Below are 17,758 nucleotides of genomic sequence, written 5' to 3'. Positions count from 1 at the left end.
ATCCCCAGCCTGCTTTTGCGATCTTGGGGCTGGGTCAAGGTACTCTTTCCCGCCTTGACGCAGCCCCAAGATCGCAAACACTCACAGATCGGGGCGGCGGAGGGGTCCACACAGCGCGCCCCGCGCGTCCGTTGCTGCCCCAACGCAACCACCAACCAGCGCAACCAACCAGCGCAACCAAAAACCCGACTACCACCGCTCCCGATGCACCACATCGTCGAACGCCCGCCGATCCGGCTTCCGAATCGGCCGCAAAGGTCGTCCGGCCGGGTACCCCAGCGCGATCAGGTACAGGCACGCCCGGTCGTCCGGGAATCCCAGCAGCTCCTGCGCCAGCACCTGGTCCCGCACCGCCGAGTGACCGGAGCCGATGCCGAGGTCGGTCGCGGCGAGCATGATGTTCGCGGTGGCCTGGCCGAGGTCGTACTGCACTCGCTCGCCGCCGGCCTCGTGCACCGGGCCGATGAGGGCGATCGTCGCGGCTGAGCCCGCCACGTGCCCGGCTCCTTGCCACACCTTGGCCAGTTCGACGAGCCGGTCGCGGTCGGTCACCACGACGAAGTCCCACGGCTGGGTGTTCCGTGAAGACGGTGCGCGGCGGCCGGCTTCCAGGATCCGGTCGAGGTGTTCGCCGGGGATGGGGTCCCCGGTGTACTCGCGGACGTTGCGGCGTGCGGTGATGGCGTCCCGGGTTTCCATCGCCCCATTGTCGAGGACGATGTCGCAATCCTGCTAGGCGAACGTCGCACCAGCGGGGATGCTGGAAGCGTGCATGAGGACAGGGAGCGGTGCGTCCGGGCGGTGCAGTCGAAGGACGCGCGGTTCGACGGGTGGTTCTTCTGCGCGGTGGTGACCACCCGGATCTACTGCCGCCCGAGTTGTCCCGTCGTTCCGCCGAAGGTGCGGAACATGCGCTTCTACCCGAGCGCGGCCGCTGCCCAGCAGGCCGGTTACCGCGCGTGCAAACGGTGCCGTCCGGACGCGAGCCCGGGTTCTCCACAGTGGAACGAACGGGCGGATCTCGTCGCGCGGGCCATGCGGTTGATCGCGGACGGTGTCGTCGACCGCGAGGGTGTGCCGGGGCTGGCCACGCGTTTGGGTTACAGCGTAAGGCAAATCCAGCGGCAGCTGCTCGCGGAACTCGGTGCGGGCCCGCTCGCGCTGGCGCGCGCACAACGGGCGCAGACGGCGCGGCTGCTCATCGAAACCAGCGCCGTGCCGATGGCGGATGTGGCGTTCGCGGCCGGATTCGCCAGCGTCCGGACGTTCAACGAAACCGTCCGCGAGGTTTTCGCCCTCACCCCGAGCGAGTTGCGCACCCGGTCCCGGCAGCAACCGTCGTCCGGCGCGATTTCGCTGCGCCTGCCATATCGAGCGCCGCTCTGCCCGGACAATCTCTTCGGCCATCTCGTCGCGACCGGAGTGCCCGGCGTCGAGGAATGGCGGGACGGCGCGTACCGGCGCACGCTGCGATTGCCGCACGGGCATGGGATCGTCGCGCTGCGTCCGACGCCCGAGCACGTCGAGTGCCGGCTGAACGTGACCGATCTGCGTGACCTGACCACCGCGATCGCCCGCTGTCGCAGGCTGCTGGACCTCGACGCCGACCCGGTCGCGGTCGACGCGCTCCTCAGCGAAGACCCGGTTCTCGCGCCCCTGGTGCGAAAGGCGCCCGGCCGCCGCGTGCCGCGGACCGTGGATGCCGAGGAGTTCGCCGTGCGTGCGGTGCTGGGGCAGCAGGTCTCGACCGCCGCGGCCCGCACCCACGCTTCCCGCCTCGTGACGGCCTGCGGCACGCCGGTGCCGGACCCCGCGGGCGGGCTGACGCACGTTTTTCCTTCGGTGGCGGCACTTTCCGAGCTGGATCCGGCGAACCTGGCCTTTCCGGAGAGTCGCCGCAGAACCCTCACGACGTTGATCGAAGCGCTCGCGACGGGCGCGCTGGACCTGAGCACCGGCAGCGACTGGGAACGGGCCTGCGCGCAACTCGCGGAGCTGCCCGGTTTCGGCCCGTGGACGGTCGAAACCATCGCGATGCGCGCCCTCGGCGACCCGGATGCCTTCACTCCGACCGACCTAGGAATCCGCTACGCCGCCGAATCCCTAAGCCTGCCAACAACTCCGGCGGCCTTGACCCGCTATTCCAGCGCGTGGCGCCCCTGGCGCGCCTACGCGACGCAATACCTATGGGCGACGGGAGACCACGCGATCAACCGCATGCCCGCTTAGTCCAGCGGGTCCAGGTCGCGGGGGTTGAGTTCCCACGGCTCGAACGGGACACCGTCGAGGGTGGCGTCGCGGAAGGCGGTGTAGCTGCTGAACGCGGCGCCACTGAACCACGCGTCCCAACCACACGTCCTCCAGGAACGTCGACCGGTCGAAGTCAGCGTCGCGCGCGAACACTGCTTGCCCGAAAAGCGCGGTGCCGGCGAAGGATGACTTCGTGAACTTGGTGTCCCGCAGGAAATGTGTCCCGCGGTCGAACCGGTCGAAACGGGAGTCGCCCAGTTCGCAGGACTGCAGGGAGAAGTCGATGAGCAGGGCGCCGCTCAGGTCCAGCCTGATGTGCTCCCAGAACCGGCTGCCGTCCTCGTTGTCCGGGTTGAGATGGCCGGTGATGATCCGTTGGGCCGTGATCCGGACTTCACGCTCCTGCAACTGTTCACCGTTGTCGGCCGGGAGCTGATACGGCATGCGCAGGTAAGCACTGATGACGTTCACGATCGTCTGGCGCTGTGGTGGATTGTCCTGGGCAAGCCGGTCGAGCGCGTACAGCCCGGCAAGTCGCACCGGAGCCTTTTCCGATCCCAGGTGTTCGACGGCTTTGAGGTATAGCTCGGTGATCCTTCGTTCGGCCGCGTCGAAACGCAGATCCTCGTTGGCTTTCTCCCGCAACGTCAGGTCTGCCCGTAAAGGGCGAAAAGAAACCAGCAGGTCAACGCCCGCGAATGCCGCCAGTCACGAAATCAGGCCGAGGACACCGCCGGTTGTGTGTCCGTTGCGGGGCTGCGCACGCCTCGCCGGGCTAGGGGGCGGAATGCGTTCCACGCCAGGAAAGCCAGGCCCAGCAGCAGATACGAGTCGCCGATGAGGTGTTCCCACGGGGTCCACGTCAGTTCACGGCCGTTGGTGGCCGGCAGGTGGGAATGGGGTGCGACGACGAAGATCACGCCCACCGCAAGCACCCCGCCCAGTGCGGCCGGGTTCGCCGCGCGCAGGGCCCGGCCGCCGAGCAGCACGAGTGCGGGCGCGATCCACACCCAGTGGTGCGACCACGAGATCGGCGAGATCACGAGCCCGGTGAGCGCCGTGAGGATCAGCCCCATCAACCGGTCGGCCCGGCGGATCGCGATCACGCCGAGCACCACGGTCGCACCGGTGAGCAACAACCAGAGCGCCTCGTGCCAGGACGGGGGCAACGCGAGCCTGTTCAGGGCACCCGTGATCGTCTGGTTCGTGGCGTACGGCGAGCCGCTCAACCCCGACGCGCCGGTGAGTTCGCCGCCGAAAAAGTACCGTCGCGTCGAGTCCGGCGCGATGAACCAGCACAGCCCGCAGACCACGGCAGCCGAAAGCACCGCGTTGCGCACGGCCCGGAAGTCTTTACGCAGGAACAGGAACAGGAGGAACACGGCGGGCGTCACCTTCACCGCCACGGCGATACCGACCAGGATTCCCCGCCGCCACCCCGGCCGGTCGTTGAGGCAGTCGACCGCGACGAGCGCCATGAGCACCAGGTTCACCTGGCCGAAGCTGAACGTCTCCCGCACCGGCTCCAATGCCACGCACGCCAACGACAACGCGACGGCGAACCCACAGGCGACACGGCGTGAGGCCGTCGTCCAGATTCGGCGGATCACGAGGTGCAGCGTCACCGCGAGCGAACCAGCCGACGCGGCGGCCATCGCCACCGCCGCCAGCGGCAGCGAGGGCAGCGCCAGCGGCAGGAACGCCAAGGCCGCGAACGGTGGGTAGATGAACGGTAACGGATTGCTTCCGGTCGGCACCGGCAGCGGACCGTACACATCGTGCCCGGCGGCCAGCGCGAGCGCGCCGAACCGGTAGACCTGCAGGTCCGTCGGGGACAAACCGCTGAACACCATGCCCGCGACGATCACCGGCAGCAACCCGGCCACCAGCAGCCACCCTCTGGCACGAGCAGGCAAAGCGCCCCAGCCGTGCACGGTGGTACGAGCCCGTTCGGCCCATCGGTGCACGGCTCCGCGTACTCCGTTCAGCCGTCCGGTCACGCCGGACACCCTAGGTCAGACCCATTCACCGGCAGAAGCGCGAAGCGGTGTGGCCTCCCGCACTCTTACCGACCGTTGACTCAGCTCGTCGAGCGGTTGTCCAGAGGTGTTGCCTCCACTTGGTTGTGCTTGGCCGGGGTGTGCCCGGCGACCATCGGTCCGCCTGGGTTTTCCACCTCCCAGGCGTTTTCGGGGGAAACGTCGGGTTGGCCCGTAGCCGGCTGATGCGCGACACGCGTTGTGCGGTCGGCGTGCTCCACGGGGCGGGCGTGCTTGTCCGGCTCCGGCAGCGCGTGCTTCGGCGCCAGCAACGAAGACGGGACCTCGCCGACCGATTCGACCGGTTCCTGGTGCACTCGGCCTTCCAGCACCGGCGCGGTGGCCGCGGGTAACCCGCTCAGGAACTCCGAGAGCTCATGCGGCTGCAGTTTCTTGTCGCGCCGCAACAGCTTCCGCAACGGGCGCGGCCGACGGCCCATGCCCTTGCCCGCACCTTCACGGCGCGGGTTGCCCAGCACGGGCGGAGTCGCACCGCCCAGACCTTGGTACTCGCTCTGGATACCTTCGGACAGGCTGCCCGGCCGGACGCGCCGCTTCGATTCGTTGCCCAGCACGGAAGGCGTGCTCGCGGGCGGCGGCCGGAAGGCGTCCGCGAGTTCGGGTGAGACACCGGCTGGCGCGCTCCCATCCTGCATTCCCTGGCGGGATTGGGGATTCTGCCCCATTGACGAACCGGGCGGCGGCGTCAGCTGGGAGCCAGGACCGCGACCGGCAGGCGCGCCGTTTCGTTGCGACTGCCGGGATTGCGGGCTCTGCCCCATCGACGAACCCGGCGGCGGCGTCAGCTGGGAGCCGGGCATCCCTTGCTGCTTCTGCTGTTCCTGCGGAACACTGCCGCCCGGCGGCGGGGTGATCGTGCCCGGCGGGTACATGCCGTTCTGCGTGGACAACGAATTCGGCAGGTTCTCCAGGTCCGCCGCACCGGCCGGGGGCGTGCCGCCGGGCGTGCTCCCGCCGCCGAGCGTGTCCGGCATCGACGGCGGCTGCACGTTCGGCAGGTTCTTGCCCATGTTCTTCAGGACGTTCGGCACCGACAGGTTCGGGTTCGCCAGAAACGGGGCCATTGTGGACAGCGCCTGCAGCATGTTCGGCACCGGTGGTGGCTGCACGGCCGGCGGCACCATCATCGGCCCGCCGCCCGCTCCGACCTCGGGCACGTTCGGCACGTCCGTGATCGACGGCACCGCGGGCGGGGTCGCGTTCGGCGCGACCGGCGGTCCGTCGGTGGGCGCGGTGAGGTTGTCCGGAACACTGGGGGCATTCTTGGCGAAACTCGGCACCGGACCGGCCGAAGTGGACGGTGGGCTGCCGCCCGGCGCCCCCGGCGCCCCGGGGGGAGCGCCCGGCGTGGACACGCTCGGGATCGGGGTGCCGAACGCGCCGGGGTGGATGTGCGCGTTGAACGGCTCCATGATCATCGCGTGCCCGCCGCGGAGATCCTGGATGATCGGGGCGTACGTGGTCGCGATCTCGCTCGCCAGCACGCGCGCCCGGTGGTTGAAGTCCTCGTGGTTCTCGTCCAGCGAACGGTTCTGGTACCCGAGTTTCCCCGCCTTCCTGTCCTGCTCCTGCTCGTACCCGCTCATCGCGGACTTGATGCCGGCGAGATCGATCTCGTTCGTGATCGACTGGCTCTTGGCCTTCTGCCATTCGGCCCACAGCGTGCGCATCTTGTCCTGCGCCTCCCGCTGCAGCGAGGCGAGGTTCGCGAGGTTCACCGAGTTCACCGACGACGCGTACTGCCAGACATCGAGGTACGCCAGCATTTCCCCGACCTTGAGCAGGTAGACCTCCTTGGCCGCCGGCGAATCCCAGCCCTCGGCCATGGTCTGCGTCTGCGTGCGCAGCTGCAGCTGGATGCCCGCCAGCATCAGCCCGAGCTTGCCCCACTGCATCGACAGGTCGTCCGACGTACCGGGCTGCTCGCCCATGAGCTCCAGGTTGACCATCTCGATGGTGCTGGCGTTGGCCGAGTCGTCGGCCGCCTTCGTCTCGTCCATCGAGTACGTCGGGTCGCTGGGCTGGTCGCCGTCCCAGGTCTGCGAGTAGTAGGTGGGCTCGTACTTGCCGCCGATCATGTACGGCTTGTCGCCGGTGGAGACCGCGCTCAGCCAGCTGTGGTCGAATCCGAAGTACTGGTCGTCGTTACCCGCCATCGCCGGTCAGTGCCCCTCGACCTTTTTCGAAGTGTCGTCGATCGATTCCTGGATGACCTTGTTCCACGCGTCCGAGGTGACGGCCTGCGGCTGCTCCGTGATCTCCCGGACGTCGCTGGTCGTCGTCTTCCCGTCCGCGGTCTCGGTTTCGGTGTAGTACTTGCGCGTGTAGGTGCCGTCGCTGTTGTAGACGCTGTCGTCGTGTTTGGTGACGGTCTGCGTGACCTTGCCCTCGCTGTTGTAGCGCACCGTGATGTTCGAGTTGTCGACGTCGGTGATGGAGGTGGATCCCGGCGCCGACTGCACGTTGTACGTCTGCGAGGTCATGGACTTCTTGCCGGTCTTCACATCGACGGAGTACGTGGTGGCCGCGCCGTTCGCGCCGCTGATCTTCAGCGTCCGCCCGGTCTTCTCACCGGTCTTCGTGCTGTAGGTGGTCGTCGTGGACCTGCCGCCGGCGACGACCGTTTCGGTGATCAGGTTGCCGTTCTTGTCGTAGAACGCCTCGGTCTTGTTGCCGCCGGGGCCCTGCACGACGGTGTGGATTCCACCACCCGCCAACGAATACGTGGAGAACGTCTCGTTGCCGACCTCGTGCGAGGAGAGCAGCTTCTCGCCCGTGGTGTCGGTGGCCGTCACCTTGCTCATCTCGCCCTGCAGCGTCGAGTTGTCGACGAAGGACGGCAGCCCCTTCGGCTTGTCCGCGCCGGGGATCGCGAACGCCCAGTCGATCGCGTTCACCGCCTGCGAGCCGTTCAGGTCCGTGGTGCGCAACAGCTCGGAGTAGATGAGCGCGACCGAGGACAGCGCGACCACGCTCTGATAGGCCGCCTGGAGGAACTGGCTCATTTCGGTGGCGTTGCGCGAGAGCAGCTGCTGGATCTGGTCGCCCTCGGGGAAATGCCCGGTGCTGACCTGTGTTTCCTCCCCGCCGCCCCGGATCAGCTGGACGGGGCCGTTGATGTCACTCTGGAAGTTCTTGCCGATGCTCGCGACGTTGTTGCCGTAACCCTCCATCTCGTGGGGGTCGTGCGTCAGCTTCGCCTTCGTGAGTGCCCAGTCTTCCCCCGCGTCGGCCATCGCCCCTCCGTCCAGTGGTCGAGCAGCTCTTCCTTAGACAACCAGACTCGGTCAAGGGTTCCCCTGAATTCCCGATCCGACTGGTTCCACCGCAGAGAATGCCGTACCCGGGTGCCCGCCGGTACGGGCTTCCCGTAGCGGGACCGCACCGGTGCCCCCGCGCGAGGTGCCTGACCTGCGATCGGACGGGGATTTTCGGTGTCCGCCCGATGTCAGTGGGCTCGCTTACCGTCGGCATCACCTGGCTAGTGACTTCGAGGGGTGAGCTATGTCCGACGAAAAGAAGCTCGATCCGGCACAGGTCCGGGAGATCCAGAAGATCATCGAAAAGTACGGCTTGGAAGCGCACATGGTCGTCACCGGGATCAGCACCGGCGTCGTCGACGCGGTCAGCAGCTCGACCTGGTCGGGTGCCGCCGCCAACGCGGCTCTGAGCAAGCAGCAGGACGAGCTCGAGCCCTACTGGCAGAACAACCTCAAGCCGATCCTCGACGACCTCGAGTCCGCCATCGGCCGGACCGTCAACCTGATGCAGAGCCAGGACGAGGACGACCGCAGCCACCTGGCCGCGATCTCCGCCGACAGTGGCGGCATGGCGGGCAACTTCGGCAGCAGGCTGTAGCAGGACCCGGGCAAACCAGGAAGGGGTGTGACAGGCATGACCGATCCGATGATCAAGGTCAGCGGGGCCGTCAGCGACATGGGGTCGAGCACGACCACCAAGGCCGGCCAGCTGATCCAGCTGTTCGAGGACCTCAAGAAGGACGCGATGGCCATCGCCGGGGAAGCCTGGGCCGGTCAGGCGCAGCAGGCGTTCGAGCGCGCGCAGGCGCAGTGGACCGTCAAGGCCAACGGGCTGGGCAACGCGCACTCGGAGGTCGGTTCCGCGGTGGTCAACAACGTCGAGAACCTGATCAACGCGGACATCAGGGCTGCGGGCTTCTTCGGCGGCTGACGTCTCGAGCACGGCTGGAACCGGCCCCGGAGTCCTGACTCCGGGACCGGTTCTTTGTCTCCACAATGGACAAACCGGGGGGAGGGGAAATGATGCGGGACGCCGCCCGCCGTCCGTCAGGGACGGTCGGCGAACAGCTGGGCCGGTGGTTCGGGCAGCTCGTCCTCGGGATGCTCGACCGGGGCCGCCGCCAGCCCGCCACGCCAGCGGCGGTTGCGGCCACGCGGCCCGAACGCGATGGCGCCGACCAGCAGCGCGGCGAGCGCGGCACCGGCCGCGGCCAGGATGTACGCCAGCCGGGCCGAGCTGTTTTCCGCGTCCTCCCTTGCCTTTTCGGCCTGATCGACGACGGGCGCCTGGTACGCCGGCATGGCAGCCGGGGTGCCGTCGGTGACGTTGTCCACCACCGCGGCGTACGGGTTCAGCACGCCGTAGCCGTAGCTCGCACTGCCGGCGCCTTCGGGCGCGGGCGCCGCCGCGGCCAGGAGGCGGCGTTCGACGTCCTGATTGGACAGTTGTGGGCGGTAGGAGCGGACCAGTGCGACGCTGCCCGCCACGTACGCGGTGGCGAAGCCGGTGCCCACCGCGGCGCCGAGGCCGCCGTCCGGGTACGTGGTCACCACGTTTTCGCCGGGTGCCACGATATCCACGGCTTGGGCGCGGGAATTCTGGGCCAGCTCGCCGTTTTCCCCGATCGACCCGACGCCGATGACGCCGTCGTACGCGGCCGGGTACGGGGTGAGGGGCAGCGTCTCGTTGTTGTCCCGCTCGCCCGTCGCGGCGACTACGACGATGTTCGCGTTCAGCGCTCGTTGCACGGCCGCGCGCAGCGCGTCGCTGTCGAGGTAGCTGATGGTGGGCACCGCGATCACCGTGGCGCCGTGGTCGACGGCCCAGTTGATGCCCGAGGCCAGGGTTTCCGGCATTACGGAGTTCGTCGGCAGGCCCTGCGGGAACTCGTCCCCGGCGACTTTCACCGAAAGCAGCTGCGCGTCCGGTGCCACACCGTGGAAACCGATGCCCGTGACGCGCTGGCCCACGATCAGCCCGGCCACTCCGGTGCCGATGCCGAGGCAGTCCGGCTTCCCACTCGAGCCACCGCCGGACTCACCGGGCGCGACGCTGGTCTGTGCCGCGATCTTGCCCTGCAGCAACGGGTTCGTGCCGGTTCCGGTGCTCAGCACGGCCACCTTCTGGCCCGCGCCGGTGGTCATCGGCCAGGCCCGTTCGGGCGCGAGCAGCTGTTGCGACCACGGCGCGGCCGTGATCGTGGTGCCCGGCTGGACGCACTGGTTCTGCTGAGCGGCGGCTTCGGGGGCCGAGGCCACGACGGTGGCGATCCCGGTGGCCGCGGCGAGCAGTGCACGAGGAATTTTTCTCGTTGCCATGAAAGGGATGCTAGCCCACTACGGAACCTCGCAAGTGGACTCGGCGTCGAATTTCCGAGCGGATCCGCGAGGAGGACACGATGAGTTTTCCGGTCAGTGACGGGCCGAACCCCGTTTTCCGGGAGATGCTCGCGCAGCTGAGCAAGGCTGCCGAGAACATTCCCAAGGCACAGGCGAAAATGCAGGCGCTCACCGGCGTGGCCTGGTCGGACGACCGGCTGGTCAAGGCCGTCGTCGGTTCCCGTGGCCAGCTCGTGGACCTGGAGATCGACCCGCGGGTGTTCCGCAATCCCGACGCCGGTGAACTGAGCGCGAAGATCGTGCACACGGCCAATGCCGCGGCGCGCGACGTGAGCGCGCAGGCCAGGGAAGTCCTCGAAGAAGGCCTGCCGCCGGACATGGCGGAGCTGCGCGCGCAGTACGCCCCCGACAGGGACGAACTGCCGGACATGTTCCGCACCGACGCCGAGCTCTACGCCGAACAGAAGGAGGACCGGTGAGCACGTACATCGACATGAACGGCGATCCAGCCGAGATCATGGCCAAGGGCGCGCAGTGGGCGCAGACGGGTTCGGAGTACGCGAGCGCCGCACGCGCGAAGGTCAACGACATCTGCACCAGCCTGGACGAGAGCAAATGCTTCGGCCAGGACGAAATCGGGCACAAGGCGCGCGCCAGTTTCTTCAAGGGCGCGCACAGCGCGAACGAGGCACTGGGCGACATGTTCACGCAGGACCACCAGATGGGCGAGAACTTCGGCACCATCGGCACCCAGGTGGTCACCGCGATCAGCACGTTCATCACCACCGACGCCGACGGCAAGGACGAGGTCGACAAGATCGACCCCGCGTAGCCGGTCGCCGGATTTTCGTTTCACCCCAAGCAGAGCACTGAAGGAGGTAAGCAGTGGCAGGCGGTTGGATCGACGACTCCGCTGCTTTCCTCTCCCGTGAGATGACCGCCTTCGCGCAGGCGGTCGACCACTGCATCAAGGAGTGGAGCGATTTCCTCGGCATGGAGTTCGTGCCGGACCACGCCGTCGAGAACGTGATCGACTGGTGTTTCGGCAAATATCCGGACGCGGACCCGAAGATCTCCGCGGAGGCGATGCGGCAGGCGCTGGCGAAGGCCCAGCACGCCGCGGACTTCAGCAAGCAGACCACGTCGCTGACGAAGGACCTGCTCGTCGACTGGGGCGGCGACGGGACGCCGGTCTCGCTGTCCCAGATGATGTCGGACTTCGCCAAGACGATGTACGACCTCGTCGAGGGGAACCTTTCGCTGGCGCTGGGGCTTTCCCAGTTCAACCAGTCGACCGTGCTGCACATCAACATGTTCGAGGCCAACCTCGCGATGATGGCCTTCGAACTGGTCCGCGCGATCCTGATGGCCTGGGGCACGCTCGGCGGGTCGCTGCTGAGCATTCCCGTCGCGCTGCTGGCACTCCGGACGGCCATCAAGGACGCCTGGGAGCGCGCGCTGGCCGCCGCGGGCCGGCACAGCGTCGAGGACGGGTTCGCGAAGTTCGTGCTCCCCGCCGCCGTCCGGATGGCGCCGGATCTGGTGCGGGTCGGCGGCCGGGCCGCGGGGCGGAACATCGCCGAGGGAGCCAAGAACCTCGGGCGCAACGTGGGTTCGCACATCCCGACCGACCCCGCCGCGTGGCGGACGCTCGGCCGGGACGCGCTGGAGCGCGGCAAGGATCTGGGCCGGGACCTTGCCCCGAGCCGCGTTGCGGGGCGAAGTCTTTCGCGGGAGGCGCAGCAGCATGCGATTCGAGCGGCCGCGCGGCAGGCAACGCGCGAGGGCGCCGCCCGAGGCGTCAGCCGGGAGCTCATCCAGCAGTTGAAGACCCGCGCGTTCCGGAAAGCGCTCGCGGAGGAGGCCTCGGTCCGCCTCGGCGGCAAGGCGGCGGCCAGGGCGATGACGAAGCTGTCCCCGGAACTCCAGGCCGCGGCCAGGTCCGCGGTGGAGCGGACCGTGCAGACTTCGGCAGGTCGCTTCGCCAAATACGGGATTCTGGCGAAGAAATCCCTCATGGGGTACGGCCTGCAGAGCGCGCTGAAGTTCGGCATGCTCTCGGACGTCGTCGGCCAGGGCGTGACCGTGCTGGAGACGGGCGGCGCCTACGGGTACCGGGTTTCCAGCACTATCGCCGCGTTCACGGGTGCGTTCCTCGGTGGCGCACCGCTGGGTCTCGCGCACCGCAGCCTCGGTTTCTTCATGCTGGGCGGGATCGGTGGTGTCACCGGCGCGCTGGGCGCGACCCTGTCCACGCAGATGTTCATGGGCCTCGACGCCACGCTGCACAACGCGCACCCCGGCGTTTTCGGCGCGCCGGACAGCGACTACGCCTTCACCAACAAGGCCGATCGCGGTCAGGGCGACGCGGGGCAGGTCACCTGGGGCTCCATCAAACAGGCGTTCAGCGATCTCGGCCATGGCGATTTCGGTGCGCTGCAGGACAGTGCGGTCGGTTCGGCGTTCATGCAGGGCGCGGTCGGCGGGCACTGGGAACAGTTCATCGGCGAGCGCGAGTGGGGCCTGAACCCGACGCAGCGCGCGCTGTTCGAGAACTCGATGATGAACTTCCGCGCCGAAACCGGCTGGGGCGGAGCGGAGAACTTCACGAGCCTGTTCACCGGCGGTTCCGGGGTGACGACTCCGACGACCGTGACAACGGTGACAACGGTGACGACGCCGACGACGGCGGGTGCCGGGGTGCCGTCGGCCGGTGGGACGATCACCTCCGGCGCGGGATCTTCGGGCTCGGCCGGTTCGGGCTCGGCCGGTTCGTCGAACGGCGCGGGGAGCCAGGGCGGTTCGGCTTCGCGACAGACCGCGGCGGCGCCTTCGAGCCCGGCCACCGCCCACCAGACGGCGACGACGAATCACGCACCGGACGAACAGGCAAAGACGCAGCAGCAGGCCCCGGCCCGCCAGACGGCGACAACCGATCACGGCGAGGAAGGGAAAACCGCGCAGCAGGCCGCCGGTACCACCACGAGTCAGGCGCCGGAGGCCCGCACCCCCGCGCACACGGCGGCCACCACCAACAGCGCGCCCGACGTACAGCAGACCCCCGACGCGCAGCAGACCCCTGACGCCTCGGCCACCACCGGCGACGCACCGTCCACTCCGGACCACAACCCGGCGCAGACCCAGGCCCCGGACCAAACTCAGACCCAGACCCCGGACCACAGCCCGGCGCAAACCCAGACGCAGGACCCAGAACAAACCCAGACTCCCGACCAACCGCAGCCCCAGAACACCCACGACGGCAACCAAACCGCCCAGCAATCGTCCACATCGGACGCTCCGCAGGTGCGCAGGCTGGGCGACACGGTCGGCGGCGGGCAGCACACGCTCACGGTCGGCGAGCCTGCCGGGAACACCGTCCAGTGGGACGACGCGTTCCGCCCGCTGCACGCCAGGAACCTGGAAGGCTTCCACAACACCAAGGTCGTCCAGGTCTCGGACGTCGACCCGAGCACGCAGACCTTCACTGCCACGTCGCCGGACGGCCACCAGGTCCGCGTCCAGGTCGTGATGAGCGGTGACGTGCCGCCCCACGAGGCGCATTTCACCGAGGGCCGGTTCGAGCTCACCGAGAACGGCTGGGTGCAGACCGCGGACGCCGTGATGACGTTGTCCACCCAGGGCTCGCCCGACTTCGAGATCGCGGGCCGGATGATCGAGTCGGCCCAGCGCGCGTTGCTGGAGAAGGCCTTCGAAACCACTCCGCTCGTCGCGCCCGGCAGCGCGGGCGCGGTGCACGGGACGACGACGGTGCGCGACGGGGATCCTGGCGCCAACCGCGGTGACTTCCGCCGCGCCGCGTCCCGGCTGGTGCGGGTGTTCCGGTCCACCACACCCGCCGCCGATGCCGAGGACACCCAGCCGCTGCGCGACGCGATCGACGCGCTGCGGGCCCGCCTCGCGGCGCGGCTGGCGGCGGACCCGGAGTCGGCGGCGCGCGGGCTCGGGCCGGACCTCACCGGGCCGAACCTGTGGGAACCGGTGCACGTCAGCACGTCGGAAGACGGGGTGTCACTGGTCGAATACCGCGAAGCCGGGACGAGGGTCGCCGTCCGGATCGTGCACAGCACGCAGGTGGCGCCCGGCTCGTTCGTCATCCGGCACGGCGGGTGGCAGAACGGCACCCAGACCGGCGTCACCACGATCGCGCTGGGCATGACCACGGACGCGCAGGAGACGGCCCGGCTGCTCGACGCTTCGTTGCGGGAGGCGTACTTCGGCGTCCCCGGCAGGGCGATCCCCGGCTCCGACGGACCGGTCACCGCGTTCAACCAGTCCGATGTGGAGCGTTTCCAGCGCCAGTCCGGGCCGAGGGTCGACCGGATGGACGCGGGCGAGGGCAGCACCGACCGCAGCCCGGAAGTGGCCGACGCGATGGCGAACAGGCTGCTCCAGTCGGCCGCCGCGCAACCGGGTACGACGCCGGTGCCGCAGTCGGCGCCGCCGGCGGCGAACGGCAACGGCATGGCGCAGCAGCCGACGCGGGTGGAGCACCTCGGTGGTTCCCTGTGGCGGGTGCATTTCGGCGCCGATGTCGTCGACGTGCACTTCAGTGTCCAATCAGGACTCCCGGCGGGCGAGGTCCAGGTGGTGCCGCCGCAGGTGGAGATCATCGACGGGCGCCCGGTGCAGATCACGCCGATGCAGATCGTGCTTTCCGGGCAGGGGCCGGAAAACGCGATGCAGGTCAGGCTGATGACCGGGCTGCGGATGTCGCGGGCGTTCGGCCTCGCCGCGGAGACGGTCCACGGCCTCGGCAACCTCAGCGACGGCAGGCTCGCCGCCACCTACAACGACGAGCTCCGCCCGATCGTCGACGCGCTGCGGGCGCAGTTCCCCGACGCGGCCGTCGTGCCGGACGTACTCGCCGCCCCCGGCGCGCCGTCCTATTCGATCGTGCTCGGCTCCGAGGACACCTTCGCCGGCGACGCGCAGGCCGTGCTCACGGACCTCACCGATCGGGGTTTCCTGTTCCAGGGCGCCGAAAACGGCTGGGCGAACGGCGACCCGGGACTGGTCACGCGGTGGGTGCACCCGGACACCGGCAACGAGCTGACCCTCCGGCTGGAGACAGCCGACGCGGCCGACGCCCGCCGCGCCGCCGCGGACGTGGACCGGATGCCGCGGCCGCGCACCGGTGAAACCGACCAGCGACAGGCGTTGCGCGACGCGGTGCTCAACGGCTCGGTCGAACCCGAGGGCCTCGGCGTCGTCGAACTTCCCGCGGTGCGGGGAAATGCCTGGGACACGGTGGCGGGTGAGCATCCGGCGCTGAGTTCCATCGTGCTCGCCGACGAGGTGCTGAACGACTTCCTCGGCGCGCACGGCCCCTCGGTCGTGGAGCCGGGCAGCCCCACCGTCCGCACGAGCTGGGTACTCGGACAGGCCACCGCGCGCGGCGTCGATGCGAGCCAGGCGCTGACCGATCAGCACGTCCGTCCGCTGCTCGGTGACGTCGTCCGCTCGGTCGCCCGCACGCCGGATACCGTGCGGCAGCAGGAAAACGGGACCTGGCTGGTGCGGGGCAGCCGCAGCGGGCTGACTGTCGACGTCACCGTCGACACCGATGGCAACATCCTTCGCGTCGAGCTGGTGGCCGGCCCGAACGTCACCGCTACGCCGTCGCTCGCCGAGGCGTACCACGCGCAGGCGGGACAGGATCTCGCCGACGCCGTCGCGCAGGTGGACAACGCGAGCCTCGCGGCGAACCCGGACGCCACGGTTTCGCCTGCCACGACCGGGGATTCCTCCGGCTACCTCGTGCGTTTCGCCGATGGGTCCACGTTCAGCGACGACGTGCAGCGGTTCACCGACACCTTGACGGCGAACGGCTATGCGCAGCAAGGCGAAACCCGGAACGAAGGCACCGACGTCGTCCTGACTTTCGTGCAGGAGGCCACCGGTCACACCCTGCGGATCCGGGCGACCGTCGACGAACCGGCGGAATTCCGGGCACCGCAGTTGGGCGAAGGCGAAGGTGAACCGCTCGCCCGCGGTGTGCGGCTGTTCCGCGACCCCGGGCACGGTTTCAGCATCGTCGTCGACCCGACCGTGCGGCTCAGCCCGGCGGAGGTGGCGGACCTGGTCGCCGCCGCGGTGCGCAACCAGGTCCGTATCAGCCGCGCCGAACTGGTGAAGCTGGTGAACCGGCTGCTGCCCGGTGCGAGCCCGCAGGCCGTGGACCAGCTGGTGCGGATGATGCGGGAGACGTCGCCCGCCACGTTCGCGGCGTTCGCGAGCATGGTGCCGGGGCAGTCGGTCGGCGAGCGGCTCGCGCGGGTCGTCGCGGAGCGGCCGGGGCTGCGCCGGTTCACGCTGGGCAGGCTGATCGCCCGCCTGCTGCCGGGCGCGCCGGGCAGGCTGGTCAGCCAGATCGTCGGACTGGTCCACGGGACGTCGCCGGAACTGCTGGGACACCTCATCGACGCGAGGGTCGGCGGGCGGCTTTCCCAGGTGGCGCAAAGCCGGGCAGCGAGCGCGGAGCGGAAGCTCGCGGAGCAGCTGCGGTCGCTGCTGCCGACCGTCTCGGACGAGAACCGGGCTCAGCTCGTCCGGCTCGTCGAGGGCGAGTCGATGCCGGACACGGCGCGCCGGATAGCCGAGCTGGCCCCGGACGCGAGCACTCAGGCCAAGCAGGATCTGGCCGACCTCGTCGACGGCAGGCCGGACCTGACCGACCAAGGCGTGATCGCCGAGGTCGAGGCGCTGGTCCCGGACGCGTCCGACGAGCTGGTCTCCTTCATCCAGGACGCGCGCCTGGTGCACAACGAGCTGGCACGCCAGATCGTGAGCCGCACCCCGGACGTGACCGATGCGGTGCGCGCGCAGGTCGCGCAGCGGATCTTCACCGCAAGGGACACCGCCCGCACCAGCGACCAGCAGCTCGACGCGCTGGTCGCGCAGCTGCTGCCGGACGCGTCCACGGAGACGCACGAACAGCTCGTGAGGCTGGTGCGGAGCACCCCGTCGGAGGTGCTGAACGCGCTGCGGCAGGCGACCCCCGGGCTGGATCCGGTCACGGCAACGGAAATCGCCAGGGTGCTCGACGGCGACCGTGGCGTGCGTTCGCCCGGCCGCCCGCTCCGGCGGGCAGCCGAGCACGCGCGCGGAGTCTGGCAGCGCAACACTTTCCGCAACACCAGGCGGTTCGCGCGGTGGGTTCGCGGGCGCCGCGGCCCGGCGCCGGAACCGGTGACGCCGGACGCCTGGTCCGGCGAGCACGTGTACGTGTCGGTGCGGCGCGGGGTGGACCCGTTCAGCATGGGCTTCGACCTGCACGAGCTCGGCCGGGAACTGGCCGGCCGGCTCGGCATCACGCTCGACAGCCCGGACGCGACCGGGCCGGGGCCCCGCGTGCTCGGGATGAGCCCGGACGGCTGGGTGCCCGAGTACCGGAACAACTCGGCCACGCTGGGCGAAGAGGCGCTCGACCGGATCTTCGGCACGATCGACTACACCGCCACCGCCCCGGGCGGGAAGGTGCTCAAGCGCAGCTGGTTCGGCGCGGACCGTAGCCCCGAGGCCCGGCGCGAGCGGGTTTCGGAACTGGTCGAGGCCGTCATCGCCAACCCGTCCGAGGTGACGCGGGTCGGCCGCGGCCTGTTCAGCGAGTTCCACGTGCGCGGCACCTACGGCGGCGTGACGCTGACCGTGGTCGTCGGTGCTGACGGCTCCGCGAAGTCGGCCACGCCGGAAGCGGGCGAGCACGTCCGGTCGATCCCTCGACTGCGCCGCGGCAGCGCGGTGAACTACTTGCCGGAGGACGAGGAATCCGTCCGCACGGTGTTGCCGGACGGGCGCGGAATCACGATCGGTGTCGACCACCCCGGC

At 69.4% G+C, this 17,758-nt stretch carries 12 protein-coding genes (1 of these 12 only partly in view); 6 read left to right on the top strand and 6 right to left on the bottom strand.

Annotated elements, in window-relative coordinates; genetic code table 11:
- Positions 1–189: 189 nt before the first annotated feature.
- Positions 190–699, bottom strand: a complete 510-nt coding sequence (locus FPZ12_RS18245) for a nitroreductase family protein (protein ID WP_144757152.1) — start codon at positions 697–699, stop codon at positions 190–192.
- A 69-nt stretch (positions 700–768) separates the two neighbouring features.
- Here FPZ12_RS18245 and FPZ12_RS18240 point away from each other — a divergent pair, with 69 nt between their 5' ends.
- Positions 769–2,229: an AlkA N-terminal domain-containing protein gene (locus FPZ12_RS18240; RefSeq protein WP_144757150.1), complete on the top strand. Its 1,461-nt coding sequence runs from the start codon at positions 769–771 to the stop codon at positions 2,227–2,229.
- Here the strand turns inward: FPZ12_RS18240 and FPZ12_RS18235 are convergent.
- The 4 genes from FPZ12_RS18235 to FPZ12_RS18220 form a co-directional block, all read right to left on the bottom strand.
- Positions 2,185–2,895 carry a pentapeptide repeat-containing protein gene (locus tag FPZ12_RS18235; RefSeq protein ID WP_243769905.1) on the bottom strand — a complete coding sequence of 237 codons (711 nt, stop codon included), beginning with the start codon at positions 2,893–2,895 and terminating at the stop codon, positions 2,185–2,187. The genes FPZ12_RS18240 and FPZ12_RS18235 overlap by 45 nt on opposite strands.
- A gap of 71 nt (positions 2,896–2,966) precedes the next feature.
- Positions 2,967–4,250, bottom strand: coding sequence for a glycosyltransferase 87 family protein (locus FPZ12_RS18230; protein WP_243769904.1), 1,284 nt, complete (start codon positions 4,248–4,250; stop codon positions 2,967–2,969).
- Positions 4,251–4,330: 80 nt separating this feature from the next.
- Complete coding sequence (locus FPZ12_RS18225; RefSeq protein WP_144757148.1) at positions 4,331–6,466, bottom strand: polyadenylate binding domain-containing protein; 2,136 nt, start codon at positions 6,464–6,466, stop codon at positions 4,331–4,333.
- A gap of 6 nt (positions 6,467–6,472) precedes the next feature.
- On the bottom strand, positions 6,473–7,546 hold the full coding sequence (locus tag FPZ12_RS18220) for a hypothetical protein (protein WP_144757146.1): 1,074 nt from the start codon (positions 7,544–7,546) through the stop codon (positions 6,473–6,475).
- 268 nt (positions 7,547–7,814) lie between these two features.
- On the opposite strand from FPZ12_RS18220, the gene FPZ12_RS18215 reads away from it, so the two are divergent.
- Complete coding sequence (locus FPZ12_RS18215; protein WP_144757144.1) at positions 7,815–8,168, top strand: WXG100 family type VII secretion target; 354 nt, start codon at positions 7,815–7,817, stop codon at positions 8,166–8,168.
- Between the two features lie 36 nt (positions 8,169–8,204).
- Positions 8,205–8,501, top strand: coding sequence for a WXG100 family type VII secretion target (locus FPZ12_RS18210; protein ID WP_144757142.1), 297 nt, complete (start codon positions 8,205–8,207; stop codon positions 8,499–8,501).
- A gap of 116 nt (positions 8,502–8,617) precedes the next feature.
- Here FPZ12_RS18210 and FPZ12_RS18205 read toward each other — a convergent pair whose 3' ends face one another.
- Complete coding sequence (locus FPZ12_RS18205; RefSeq protein WP_144757140.1) at positions 8,618–9,889, bottom strand: S8 family serine peptidase; 1,272 nt, start codon at positions 9,887–9,889, stop codon at positions 8,618–8,620.
- Positions 9,890–9,969: 80 nt separating this feature from the next.
- On the opposite strand from FPZ12_RS18205, the gene FPZ12_RS18200 reads away from it, so the two are divergent.
- The 3 genes in view from FPZ12_RS18200 to FPZ12_RS18190 are tightly spaced (at most 53 nt apart) and all read left to right on the top strand, a layout consistent with a single transcriptional unit that may run on beyond the window.
- Positions 9,970–10,389, top strand: coding sequence for a YbaB/EbfC family nucleoid-associated protein (locus FPZ12_RS18200; RefSeq protein ID WP_144757138.1), 420 nt, complete (start codon positions 9,970–9,972; stop codon positions 10,387–10,389).
- Complete coding sequence (locus tag FPZ12_RS18195) at positions 10,386–10,742, top strand: hypothetical protein (RefSeq protein WP_144757136.1); 357 nt, start codon at positions 10,386–10,388, stop codon at positions 10,740–10,742. Before FPZ12_RS18200 ends, FPZ12_RS18195 begins: the two co-directional genes overlap by 4 nt.
- Positions 10,743–10,795: 53 nt before the next feature.
- Positions 10,796–17,758, top strand: partial view of a trypsin-like peptidase domain-containing protein gene (locus FPZ12_RS18190; RefSeq protein ID WP_150980394.1) — the start only. Its footprint extends 82,026 nt past the window's final position; only the first 6,963 of its 88,989 coding nucleotides appear in the window; it begins with the start codon at positions 10,796–10,798; its stop codon lies off the right edge, out of view.

It is taken from the genome of Amycolatopsis acidicola, assembly GCF_007713735.2.
GTDB classification, from domain to species: Bacteria; Actinomycetota; Actinomycetes; order Mycobacteriales; family Pseudonocardiaceae; genus Amycolatopsis_E; species Amycolatopsis_E acidicola.
This window is presented reverse-complemented; position numbering and strand designations above follow the sequence as displayed.

What these genes read in the sequence shown, in the direction of transcription:
- FPZ12_RS18245 (WP_144757152.1), bottom strand. Translation starts at nt 699, where the DNA reads ATGGAAACCCGGGACGCCATCACCGCACGCCGCAACGTCCGCGAGTAC.
- FPZ12_RS18225 (WP_144757148.1), bottom strand. Translation starts at nt 6,466, where the DNA reads ATGGCGGGTAACGACGACCAGTACTTCGGATTCGACCACAGCTGGCTG.
- FPZ12_RS18220 (WP_144757146.1), bottom strand. Translation starts at nt 7,546, where the DNA reads ATGGCCGACGCGGGGGAAGACTGGGCACTCACGAAGGCGAAGCTGACG.
- FPZ12_RS18215 (WP_144757144.1), top strand. Translation starts at nt 7,815, where the DNA reads ATGTCCGACGAAAAGAAGCTCGATCCGGCACAGGTCCGGGAGATCCAG.
- FPZ12_RS18210 (WP_144757142.1), top strand. Translation starts at nt 8,205, where the DNA reads ATGACCGATCCGATGATCAAGGTCAGCGGGGCCGTCAGCGACATGGGG.
- FPZ12_RS18205 (WP_144757140.1), bottom strand. Translation starts at nt 9,889, where the DNA reads ATGGCAACGAGAAAAATTCCTCGTGCACTGCTCGCCGCGGCCACCGGG.
- FPZ12_RS18200 (WP_144757138.1), top strand. Translation starts at nt 9,970, where the DNA reads ATGAGTTTTCCGGTCAGTGACGGGCCGAACCCCGTTTTCCGGGAGATG.